The organism is Roseibium sp. (assembly GCF_025698965.1).
In the GTDB taxonomy this organism is placed as follows: Bacteria; Pseudomonadota; Alphaproteobacteria; order Rhizobiales; family Stappiaceae; genus Roseibium.
In genome coordinates, this window is the sequence record NZ_JAILWL010000230.1 from 1 (window position 1) to 10,237 (window position 10,237).

Here is a 10,237-nt window from a genome sequence, read left to right on the forward strand (position 1 = left end):
GGTTTGGGGGCGGGCTCTCGATTGGAGTCTCCTGAATTGGGCTCTCCCTTGGGTTCGATCAAAAGCACCTTGACCTCTTTTTCGGCTCGTGGTCGATGGACAACGCCTTTCGGCACGACGAACAGCTCGCCTGCCTTGACCGCGCGAGGAGGTTCTCCCTCGATATCCATTACCATCTCACCTTCAAGGACAAAAAAGAAATCGTCCGTCGTATCGTGTTTGTGGAACGGATACTCGCCGAAGAACTTCACGACCATAATCTCATTCTGGTTATAGTCCGCGATTACATGTGGATCCCAGTGGCTCGAGATTTGGGCCAGTTTTTCTGAGAGATTGATAGGTTTCATCTGCGTGTTCCTGCTTTCTTCATGCGAAGATGTGTTCCAATCCCTTGCGTGGTTTGAAACGGTGTCGATATCTGCACTAATGTCAGATGATCAATCCGGGAGAAGACCGATCACGTCCGTAAAAAGTCCCAAAGCCATGAGAACACGAGACGTCACCCCCGGTCTTGAACGATCGTGCGCGGATGACTGGGTTCGAGCAGCACCATGGCAACAAGGCATCCAGAGAATCGAAGCCTTTTTTTCAGGGGAGGCCTATGCGCCGCATCGGCACGACACCTATGCAATTGGGTTCACCATTCGCGGTGTACAGAGTTTTGACTATCGTGGTTCGCGCGCGGACAGCACGTCGGGGCGCATCATCGTTCTGCATCCTGACGAGGTGCACAACGGAGAGGCCGGGTCGGAGGAAGGTTTCCACTACCGGATGATGTATATCGAGCCGTCCCTTGTCCGCGACGCACTCGTATCCTCGACATTAGCCCTCCCGTTCGTAAAAGACGCAGTCCTGGACGACCCGAAGCTGATGCAGGCAATCCAAGCAGCGTTTTCGGACATGGATACTCAGCTGGAGCAGATTGCTCTTGATGAAATTGCAGGGCTACTGGCAGACGGTCTGCTTGCCAATGACAAGTCTGTCAATCGGGCCTCCACCAGTCTTATTGACGTGAATGCCATTGATCGTGCGCGGGAATATCTTGATGCCAATTACGACAGTACGGTCGCGTCGAGTCAGCTCGAAGTGATAACGGGCCAGGATCGGTTTTCATTGGCGCGCCAGTTCCGAAAAGCTCTGGGCACAAGTCCTTACCGGTATCTGATGATGCGCCGGCTCGACCGCGCACGTGCAAAAATTGCGACCGGTTTCAGTTTGACGGATGCAGCACTTGCGACCGGTTTCAGCGACCAGTCACATATGACCCGGTGCTTCAAGGCTAGTTACGGCATCTCTCCAGGACACTGGCAGCGCCTTGTTTCGCACACCGTCTAAAGGAGATGCATCTTGGTGCAGGTGTTGGTTCGTCGACTATTCGGACGCGGGCCGGCAAAGGACGCCAGAGGTTAGAATTGAAAGATTGACCAACCCGTTCAAAAAAAACGCGACAAGAGCAAGTTGAGAACGATGCAAAGTCCAGGAAAGGCATAGAAAACGCGAGAAGCCTTCGAGGGGATTTGAAACCGGAATTCCGGCCCGCTTGACCGGAATCCCCTCTCGCTTGAAATGATCAATCAAAAGCCCCGGTCAAGCCGACCGAGGCTTTTGCAGCATCTCAGCAACACAGTTCAGTCCTAGAGACTTAAGCCCGGGTTTGTCGCACCGCGCAAAATCTGTGTCAGGAAGCCATAGTCGGCACCGCCCGTACGGGTCTCGCGTGTGACGATATCGACGATCTTGCCGTCCTCGAGCGTGTAGTTGCCGAGGTCCTGTACAAATCCATCGTCGTCAAAATAAATTGCCACGACACGCTGTTCAACGATGCTCGGAGCCAGAAAGGCCGTTGTCGCTGTTTTTTGCGAAATGTAGTAGTAAGCGTCGCCTGCAAGGCTGGATGTTGTCGACGGTGAGCCCAGCACCAGCTCCACCTGTTCACGACTGGAACCGACCTGAACCTGGCTGAGCATGGAGTTCGTAATCACATGCCCATGCGTATAGGTGGATGTAAAACAGCCGCCAAGAGGTAGTGTGGCCAGAAGCGGAATGATCAGGGCGCTTGCCTTGAAGTTCATTTAAGAAGTCCCGTTTCGCCAGATTGGTCTGGCAGCTTTTGAATTTCGTTGCTTGGCAAATTCAGTATCGTGGGTTAGGGCACAAGGCAACACCTGAGTTAATTCTCGCCTTTAAGGAGACGGACATGGTTTTTGGCTTGTTCCGCCGCCGATCCCGTGAAGCTGAGCACAAGGTTTATTGTGAAATCGTGGCTCAAGCGCGGCAACCGGCTTTTTATACGGACTTTCTCGTGCCAGACACCATCGATGGCCGTTTCGACCTGATTGTCGCTCATGCTGTGCTTTATTTCCGGCGCATGCGGGGGGAAGGGAAAGAGATTTCCGAATTCACTCAAAACGTTTTCGATCTGTTTTTTCAGGACATGGATGCTTCTCTGCGGGAAATGGGCGTAAGCGACACGCGCGTGCCGAAGAAGGTGAAAGTCATGGGAGAAGCCTTTTATGGCAGGGCGGATGCCTATATTCCGGCCATCGAAAGCGAAAACATTGAAGAACTGTCCGCTGCCATCGGACGCAATATTTATCCCGATTCTCCCGAACCGGTCGCACAGACACGGCTGGCTCACTATATCCTTGAAGCTTCGAAGCGTTTGACCGAGCAGCCAACGCAGGATCTCATGACGGGAAAACTGGACTGGCCGGATCCGGACGATTTCAAAGATATCTCCGTGTGAACAAGACTGCCAAGCTGAAAAAGAAGAAAGAAGACAATGGCAACTGAAACGTTTCCCTATTCCTTCACGGTCAATGCCAGCCGCGTCATTGATAAGGATGAAGGCGTCACCGTCGAACCGGACGCGGCCGGATTGAAGGCGATCGCCGCTGCCTATGATCTTGACGGTATCAACGAATTGAAGGCGGATTTTGTACTGAAGCCTTATCGCAAGGCCGGTGTCCGCGTTGTCGGGCCGATAACTGCCACGATTGTCCAGACATGCGTCGTGTCGCTTGAGTCGTTTGAGAGCCGCATCAAACTCGATGTGGACAGAACTTTCGAGCCGCATTCCAGCAAACCGCGCAAGATCAGGGATCTGAATGAGGACGGTGAAATCGAGATCGATCTGGAAACCCTTGATCCGCCCGACGTCATTCTCGATGGTGTTCTGGATCTCGGAGCGGTCATCTGCGAGGAACTTGCCTTGTCTCTGGACCCTTTTCCACGCAAGCCCGGCGTTGAATTTGATGGCACCGATGAAGATGAAGAAACAGCCCCCGAAGAAATAGAGGAAAAACCGTCACCCTTCGCCGCATTGCAGGCTTTGAAGGACAAGGCCGACGACTGAAACAAACATTCTCTGACCGCGGTATGGCCCTACCAAGGGTACAATTCACAGGGGGTTTTCAACGTCAGTTCCTTCGACTTCAAGGAAAACGGTTGTCAGTCTTGCCAAAACCGTTATGTTCGCGCCCGATCTGGGCTCCCGCTTTAACCGTGGGATACGTGTGGGTGCACCGTCCGGTGTTGTTCTTGGTAGCGAAACGTCAAAAGACCTTAATAAATGGCGAAAACAATTCCGATTTCCTTGGATGCTATGGGCGGCGATCACGGGGCAGAAGTTGTCATTCCCGGAGCTGAAATTGCGCTTGTCCGTCATCCCGACATTCGCTTCCTTCTCTATGGCAATGAAAACGTAATCCGTCCGCTGTTGGAGCAATATCCGCGAGTGCGTGACGCTTCGACGCTGCATCACTGCGAAGTCTCCATTGCAATGGACACCAAACCCAGCCAGGCCCTGCGCCAGGGGCGCTGGCGGTCCAGCATGTGGCGATCCATTGAGGCGGTGAAAACAGGTGAAGCCTCGGTTGCCGTTTCTGCAGGTAACACCGGTGCCTTGATGGCAATGTCCAAATTCTGCCTGCGCACCATGGCGAATATCGAGCGTCCCGCCATCGCCGCGATCTGGCCGACAACTCGCGGCGAATCCGTCGTGCTGGATGTTGGCGCGACAATCGGTGCCGATGCCCAGCAACTCATCGACTTTGCAATTCTCGGCGGTGCGATGGCGCGTGCGCTTTTGGGTGTACAGCGACCGAGCGTCGGCTTGTTGAACATCGGTGTTGAAGAGGTCAAGGGTCTGGAGGAAGTCCGCACAGCTGGACGGCTCTTGCGGGAGACACCGCTGCGCTCGCTGGAATATGCCGGCTTTGTTGAAGGCGACGATATCGGAAAAGGCACCGTGGACGTTGTCGTGACTGAAGGTTTTGCCGGCAACATTGCACTGAAAACCGCGGAAGGAACGGCCAAACAGATCGGCAGTTACTTGCGTTCGGCGATGAATCGCACCTTTATGTCCAAAATCGGATATCTCTTTGCAAAAGGCGCCTTTGATCTGCTGCGCGAGAAAATGGACCCGCGCAAGGTCAATGGCGGCGTGTTCCTGGGACTGAACGGCATTGTGATTAAAAGCCATGGCGGAACAGACGCCGAGGGCTATGCCTCGGCGATTGATTTGGCCTATGACATGGTTAAGAACGAACTGACCCACAAGATCGCTCAGGATCTTGTGCATTACCATCGCGGCCGCTTCGCAGAAGCCGCGCCGACATCGGAAGGTGATTTGTGAGCGTAATCCGTTCAATCGTGACCGGCAGCGGAAGCTACCTGCCGGAAAGAATTCTGACCAATGACGATCTCGCCAAGATGGTCGACACGTCTGACGAATGGATCGTTCAGCGCACCGGGATCAAGCAGAGGCACATTGCAGCCGAGGGACAGGTTACCTCCGATCTGGCGCTGGAGGCTGCAAAAGGGGCATTGGCAAGCGCCGGGCTTGAAGCTTCCGATATCGACACCATCATTCTGGCAACCGCAACGCCGGATAACACTTTTCCCGCTTCAGCAGTCACCGTGCAGGCCAAACTCGGCATCACGCATGGCTGCGCCTTCGACGTCCATGCAGTGTGTTCCGGCTTCGTCTATGCGCTGACAACGGCCGATGCCTATATCCGCGCCGGGATTGCGAAAAAATGCCTAGTGATCGGTGCAGAAACCTTCTCACGCCTACTGGACTGGGAAGACCGCACGACCTGTGTGCTCTTTGGCGATGGCGCGGGCGCCGTCGTCCTTGAGGCAGCAGAGGGGGAAGGCCTCAACAGCGATCGTGGCATTCTGACATCGCATTTGCGGTCCGACGGACGCCACAAGGAAAAACTGTTCGTAGATGGAGGCCCGTCCGCCACCCAGACAGTGGGGCACCTGCGCATGGAAGGTCGCGAAGTCTTCAAACATGCCGTCGGCATGATCACCGACGTGATTGAAGACGCTTACAAGGCAACGGGTCTGTCTTCGGATGATCTGAACTGGTTTATTCCGCACCAGGCGAACAAGCGCATCATCGATGCGAGTGCCAAGAAACTGGGAATCGCTCCGGAGAAGGTTGTCACGACGGTGCATCTGCATGGCAACACTTCCGCAGCATCGATTCCTTTGGCCCTTGATACCGCCGTGAAGGACGGACGCGTCAAAAGAAACGATCTTGTGATGCTGGAAGCCATGGGCGGTGGATTTACCTGGGGATCAGTGCTGCTTCGTGTGTAGGCTCCAACCAACCTTTAGCTGACAAATCGTATCTAGGATGTCGAGTACCGGTTGACCGACCCGCCGAGAGGCCGTACCGTAGGGTCTTGCATTGGAGTTCTCTTGCAAAATCAGCCAGATCGCTGGCATCGTTGTGGAGGGGTTATGGGCAATCGGACTATTACCCGAGCGGATCTGTGTGAAGCCGTTTATCAAAAAGTGGGCCTGTCGCGGACCGAGTCATCTGAATTGGTCGAACGTGTACTTTCCGAAATTTCTGACTGTCTTGTGACTGGAGAATCGGTAAAATTGTCGAGCTTCGGTTCGTTTGTGGTGCGTTCAAAGGGAGAGCGCATCGGACGAAATCCGAAGACCGGCGAGGAAGTACCGATTTCACCGCGCCGTGTGATGGTGTTCAAGCCGTCCAACGTGTTGAAGCAGCGTATTAACGATGCGCTCACGGGACAGGCCAGCAAATAACAAGACCGAATGAGCTCGCAGGACAAAAGCCCGGACGCCTTTCGAACTATCAGCGAAGTCGCTGATGATCTTGACTTGCCTCAACACGTGCTGAGGTTCTGGGAAACACGCTTTGCCCAGATCAAGCCGTTGAAGCGAGGCGGGGGGCGGCGGTATTACCGTCCGGATGATGTTGAGCTGCTGAAGGGCATTCGCCATCTGCTTTATGGCGAAGGCTATACAATCAAGGGCGTGCAGCGGATTCTGAAAGAACAGGGTCCACGCTTCGTAATGCAGATTTGGCGGGAAGATGCGTCACAGCTGCAACCCGCTCAGCCCGTTGAACCTGTGCAAGTTGCTACGCCTGAACCGGTTCCGCAACCCGTGGAAAACGGGCATCAGGAACCTCTTCCAAGCGGCGTTTTGGCTGATGATGAACCAGATGCATCGGCAACTGCGCAGTCCGGCGGTCTCAATATTTTGAGCCGGCTTCGCGGTGAGAAGCCTGGTGCAACCGCGACGACGGCACAGACTTCGGTTTCAAAAGAAGATATCAGGCGCTTGCAGGCAACTTTATTCGAATTGCTGGAATGCAAGCGGACACTGGATCAGGCCCGCTAACGTTCTCTGTTGCATTAAGATCCAAAACGCTGCCTGCGAAAATCAGGCAGCGTTGTTGATTTCGCGCGTCGAAAAACCTGATTAGTCCAGTCCCATGCAGGACGCGTAGAAACTGGTCGTTGCCGGCCAATCGGAGAATATGCCCTTCACACCAACATCCTGGGCAAGCACGTCGACCACTTCCAGCATCTTGCCGTCGCCATCGATGGCATCCGATACGCTCTGGTAGTACCAGCCGCCACCGCCGGACAGAGGTCCAGAACGTTCGAGTGTCCAGGTGATCAGATTGAGATCTGCCTCCTTGGCTGCCTCTGCATAGGCGGAGGGTACGATCTTGCCTTCTTCAAGCGTCAACAGAACCCAAAGGGGAGGAGCGATATAGTTGACGCCCATCTTCTTCAGGTCCGCCATCGAGGGCGAGAAAGTAGACGGGTCCATCGGATCGATGTTACGCCGGCCGTCCAAATAGACCGCCTGTTTGCCGAATTCAGGCTCGTTCTCGATCCAGTAAAGAACATCCTCAAGATTGAAGGATTGCGGGAATACGTCCTGTGGGGAAACATCTGCTGACTTGTAGTCGTCTATCAGCATCTGGGCATAGTCGGTCTGCGCGAGCCCTTCAAATGGCATGGTGACCTTCGGTGCCTTGAGCTCCGGCGTGAATTTCACACCCAGATCCTTGAAGAGCGCGATGGAGTCCCGATGCGTCATCAGAGCGCCTGTTTCGCCGTAGAGTTCCGTGCGCCAGGGCGCCGTGCCTCGCATATAGTCCTCAACAGTCGTGGCGGCCTTGTCGGCACTGTCCATCTTGCCGCGAAGGGACTTCAACTCGGCAAGCGTAAGATCGGAAGTTCTGCACTCGGCTGATGCCGGATCGCCTCCATTGGCAGGTATGAAACCAGTGGTGCATTTGTCCGCGAGGTCTGTCGCCAGAATGTTTGTGGTCGTGTGCAGGTCGTTCTGGGAATGACGGCAGACCAGTTCCTTGTCTTTGGTGAAGGTCACGTCGCATTCGAGAATACCGGCACCCATCATGGCTCCGGCGCGATATCCTTCTTCCGTATGTTCTGGAAACTGCAGTGGTGCCCCCCTGTGGCTGATCGAAAAGTCCGTCCGTTTTACAGGCTGCCCGATACAAGCCGCGAGCCTGGTCTTCAACGGGCTGTCTTCCATCAGGTTGACGAGATAGGCCGGTCGGGGGCCTAGCTCAACGTCGCTTGCAAAAGCAGTAGATGAAATTGCCAATCCAAGCAGAGCAAAAGCTGAAATGCGCATGATGTGATCCAGGAAGGGAAGGAGGAGTGGGAGTTTCAACAAATAGCGTTGACGCGGTCGGTTACAATGCGGGAGCGCCGATTAGTTTGCCATCCATCTGATCCGCAGGGCTTCCGGTCCCCTGACCGATAGCCCGCGTTTGTAGACGGGAATTCTTTCCGCCAGCTCAATCGTCTTGAAGCGTTTCAGCAGCGTTGAAAAGATGATGTCCATATCGAGCCTCGCAAGATGGTTGCCGAGGCAGAAATGGGCGCCGCGTCCGAAAGCTATGTGCCAATTTGGCGTACGGCCGACATCGAAACGGTCGGCATCGGGGAATTGTTTCGGATCCCGATTGGCGGAGCCGTACAGAACGCCGAATTTCGTGCCTCGCGGATAGGCCTGACCGCAGATTTCAACCTCCTCGGTTGAATATCGATGAAAAAAGGGCAGGGGAGATTCGTAGCGGAACATTTCCTGGACGGCTGTCTTCATCAGGCTGGCATCATCTCGCAGTCGCTGTAATTCCCCAGGAAACTTTAAAAGTGCATGCATGCCGCTGCCAAGCACGTCGATTGTCGAACCGTGGCCTGCCATCAGGATCAGCATTGCGGTTGAAAAAAACTCGTCGTGATTCATGTGACCCTGACGCTCGGCGTCGATCATCAGGGACAAAAGGTCGTCTCCAGGGGTTTTTTCCCGCTTTGCCTTGAGCTCCTGCAAATATTGATAGAACTCGGTCGTGTTGCGCTCCGCCAGATCCTTCCGTTCGTCCGAACGGTCAATGTCGAAAAACTGTACGATGTTTTCGGACCAGACCCGAAGCTGCGGACAGTCTTCATCCGGAACTCCCAGTATCCGGCCGATGATGTGTCCGGGAACATGCGCTGCAAGGTCCTCGATGAAATCTATTTCTTCGCGTTCAGCCAAGCCGTCGACCAGACCGTTGACATAGGCCTGGATATCATCGCGCAACTTGTTGACCATCACCGGGGTGAAAAGCTTGAAGACCTGTTTGCGCAGCCGGTCATGGACTTCACCGTCGCTGTCGAGCAGCGAGAACTGCACGAAGCGGGAATGATGCGGCATGTCGTGCCAGTTCCCGGTTCGTTTCTGCTCGGCGATCTCCTCGAGACTGGCGACATGTTCCATCGAACGGACCATCCTCTCATGCATGACGATTGCGGAAACATCGTCAAATCTGGATGCGAGCCAAATGTCGAAGTCCTCGAAATAGGTCAGGCCGTCCTTAGCGCGCAGGGCGGCGTAAAAGGGATGTGGATCTTGCGCAAATGCTTCCGACAACGGGGCAAAGGACAGGGACGTGGACTTGCTCATAGGACGGTATTCTGGGTCGTTGTTGTGATTGAAATTTCGATCTGGTCAGCGTCGGAGATTTACCCGGCCATGTGCAAGCGAAAAGCGTAAGGCGTTGCAATTTGTCTGCAACTTTCTCGATGTTCAGGTGGGGGCTCGGAGCCGCCGGGGCATGGCAGAACGTCGTCACGGGGAAGTCTGCGACCTTTGCGTCAAATCAGATAGATTGTCTTCGGTTACAAGACGAACACAAGTCAATAAAAACAACCTTTTGGAGTATTTGCGTGAAGAAGCAACTAATGAGCAGGGACATATTGCTGCGTTGCGATGAGATTGATGAATACGTAAAAAAACTCATTAGAAATTGATGGAATTGGCGATTGAATAATTTGCTATTTTGACTTCATTTATTGGTATATTAATCAATATTTCTAGAAATGAGCGCCGGAAACGATTATTAGTATGCCGGCTTGAGCATTGGTGCCGAACTCCTAATATCAATGCCTTGCCCACGCGGTCTGTACAGGGTTACCCGCTTCACCATGACCTAGATTTGCCTGGTTGCCGGAATAATAGCACTTGTCCGACCCTCGTCCGGTCCGAGAGTGCGGAGAATGATGTGAACTTTTTTGCCATTTCTCGGTCATTGCAGCACACGTTTGAATGACGCGGGATAGTGGGGGGTTTTGTGGGGCCTGAAGACGTTTCCGTTCTGTTTAATGCGTATTCTACGTGCCGTTCGAAGCTATATGACCTCGGATGTACCGTCCGGGTTCTCCGGGATTTCAACGAAGTAACACCTTTGTTGGAAACCAGCGGCAAGGAGGTAACACCCTTCTTTCAAGGCAGGTTCTTCGATTTCAATGGCCACAACGGATTTTGCCACGTCGCGTTGTCAAAAGGAGAACCGATTTCGTTCTATTGCAGCCAGTTGTTCGACACAGGGGGCATGTCCTACCTGGAATACCACCGGGCACAATTGAAACGGATTTACGGT

The 10,237-nt window shown here is 53.9% G+C and carries 12 protein-coding genes; 8 read left to right on the forward strand and 4 right to left on the reverse strand.

Going from position 1 to position 10,237, the window contains the following annotated elements; translation table 11 throughout:
• On the reverse strand, window positions 1-347 hold a 347-nt coding region (locus K5905_RS18320; protein WP_297586421.1), incomplete at its 3' end, for a cupin domain-containing protein.
• A gap of 136 nt (window positions 348-483) precedes the next feature.
• Between K5905_RS18320 and K5905_RS18325 the strand changes: the two genes are divergently transcribed.
• Window positions 484-1,335: an AraC family transcriptional regulator gene (locus K5905_RS18325; RefSeq protein ID WP_297586423.1), complete on the forward strand. Its 852-nt coding sequence runs from the start codon at window positions 484-486 to the stop codon at window positions 1,333-1,335.
• Window positions 1,336-1,634: 299 nt separating this feature from the next.
• On the opposite strand, the gene K5905_RS18330 is transcribed toward K5905_RS18325, so the two are convergent.
• Window positions 1,635-2,072, reverse strand: coding sequence for an outer membrane protein assembly factor BamE (locus K5905_RS18330; protein WP_297586425.1), 438 nt, complete (start codon window positions 2,070-2,072; stop codon window positions 1,635-1,637).
• Between the two features lie 125 nt (window positions 2,073-2,197).
• Here K5905_RS18330 and K5905_RS18335 point away from each other — a divergent pair, with 125 nt between their 5' ends.
• From K5905_RS18335 to K5905_RS18360, 6 genes are all read left to right on the forward strand, one after another.
• Window positions 2,198-2,746: a ubiquinol-cytochrome C chaperone family protein gene (locus K5905_RS18335; protein WP_297586427.1), complete on the forward strand. Its 549-nt coding sequence runs from the start codon at window positions 2,198-2,200 to the stop codon at window positions 2,744-2,746.
• 36 nt (window positions 2,747-2,782) lie between these two features.
• Entirely contained in the window at window positions 2,783-3,355 is a 573-nt protein-coding gene (locus tag K5905_RS18340) for a DUF177 domain-containing protein (protein ID WP_297586428.1), read from the forward strand.
• 216 nt (window positions 3,356-3,571) lie between these two features.
• Window positions 3,572-4,636: a phosphate acyltransferase PlsX gene (gene plsX, locus K5905_RS18345; protein WP_297586430.1), complete on the forward strand. Its 1,065-nt coding sequence runs from the start codon at window positions 3,572-3,574 to the stop codon at window positions 4,634-4,636.
• Window positions 4,633-5,610 carry a beta-ketoacyl-ACP synthase III gene (locus tag K5905_RS18350; RefSeq protein ID WP_297586432.1) on the forward strand — a complete coding sequence of 326 codons (978 nt, stop codon included), beginning with the start codon at window positions 4,633-4,635 and terminating at the stop codon, window positions 5,608-5,610. Before plsX ends, K5905_RS18350 begins: the two co-directional genes overlap by 4 nt.
• A 144-nt stretch (window positions 5,611-5,754) precedes the next feature.
• Window positions 5,755-6,069: an integration host factor subunit alpha gene (locus tag K5905_RS18355; protein WP_023003819.1), complete on the forward strand. Its 315-nt coding sequence runs from the start codon at window positions 5,755-5,757 to the stop codon at window positions 6,067-6,069.
• A 9-nt stretch (window positions 6,070-6,078) separates the two neighbouring features.
• Complete coding sequence (locus K5905_RS18360) at window positions 6,079-6,669, forward strand: MerR family transcriptional regulator (RefSeq protein WP_297586433.1); 591 nt, start codon at window positions 6,079-6,081, stop codon at window positions 6,667-6,669.
• Between the two features lie 81 nt (window positions 6,670-6,750).
• Here the strand turns inward: K5905_RS18360 and K5905_RS18365 are convergent, their stop codons facing one another.
• Both K5905_RS18365 and K5905_RS18370 read right to left on the reverse strand, forming a co-directional pair.
• On the reverse strand, window positions 6,751-7,944 hold the full coding sequence (locus tag K5905_RS18365) for a glycerophosphodiester phosphodiesterase family protein (protein ID WP_297586434.1): 1,194 nt from the start codon (window positions 7,942-7,944) through the stop codon (window positions 6,751-6,753).
• An 81-nt stretch (window positions 7,945-8,025) separates the two neighbouring features.
• Complete coding sequence (locus K5905_RS18370; RefSeq protein WP_297586436.1) at window positions 8,026-9,261, reverse strand: cytochrome P450; 1,236 nt, start codon at window positions 9,259-9,261, stop codon at window positions 8,026-8,028.
• Between the two features lie 781 nt (window positions 9,262-10,042).
• On the opposite strand from K5905_RS18370, the gene K5905_RS18375 reads away from it, so the two are divergent.
• Window positions 10,043-10,237: hypothetical protein (locus tag K5905_RS18375; protein ID WP_297586438.1), on the forward strand; the 195-nt coding region annotated here is incomplete at its 3' end.

What these genes read in the sequence shown, in the direction of transcription:
- K5905_RS18355 (WP_023003819.1), top strand. Translation starts at nt 5,755, where the DNA reads ATGGGCAATCGGACTATTACCCGAGCGGATCTGTGTGAAGCCGTTTAT.
- plsX (WP_297586430.1), top strand. Translation starts at nt 3,572, where the DNA reads ATGGCGAAAACAATTCCGATTTCCTTGGATGCTATGGGCGGCGATCAC.
- K5905_RS18335 (WP_297586427.1), top strand. Translation starts at nt 2,198, where the DNA reads ATGGTTTTTGGCTTGTTCCGCCGCCGATCCCGTGAAGCTGAGCACAAG.
- K5905_RS18340 (WP_297586428.1), top strand. Translation starts at nt 2,783, where the DNA reads ATGGCAACTGAAACGTTTCCCTATTCCTTCACGGTCAATGCCAGCCGC.
- K5905_RS18370 (WP_297586436.1), bottom strand. Translation starts at nt 9,261, where the DNA reads ATGAGCAAGTCCACGTCCCTGTCCTTTGCCCCGTTGTCGGAAGCATTT.
- K5905_RS18365 (WP_297586434.1), bottom strand. Translation starts at nt 7,944, where the DNA reads ATGCGCATTTCAGCTTTTGCTCTGCTTGGATTGGCAATTTCATCTACT.
- K5905_RS18325 (WP_297586423.1), top strand. Translation starts at nt 484, where the DNA reads ATGAGAACACGAGACGTCACCCCCGGTCTTGAACGATCGTGCGCGGAT.
- K5905_RS18330 (WP_297586425.1), bottom strand. Translation starts at nt 2,072, where the DNA reads ATGAACTTCAAGGCAAGCGCCCTGATCATTCCGCTTCTGGCCACACTA.
- K5905_RS18360 (WP_297586433.1), top strand. Translation starts at nt 6,079, where the DNA reads ATGAGCTCGCAGGACAAAAGCCCGGACGCCTTTCGAACTATCAGCGAA.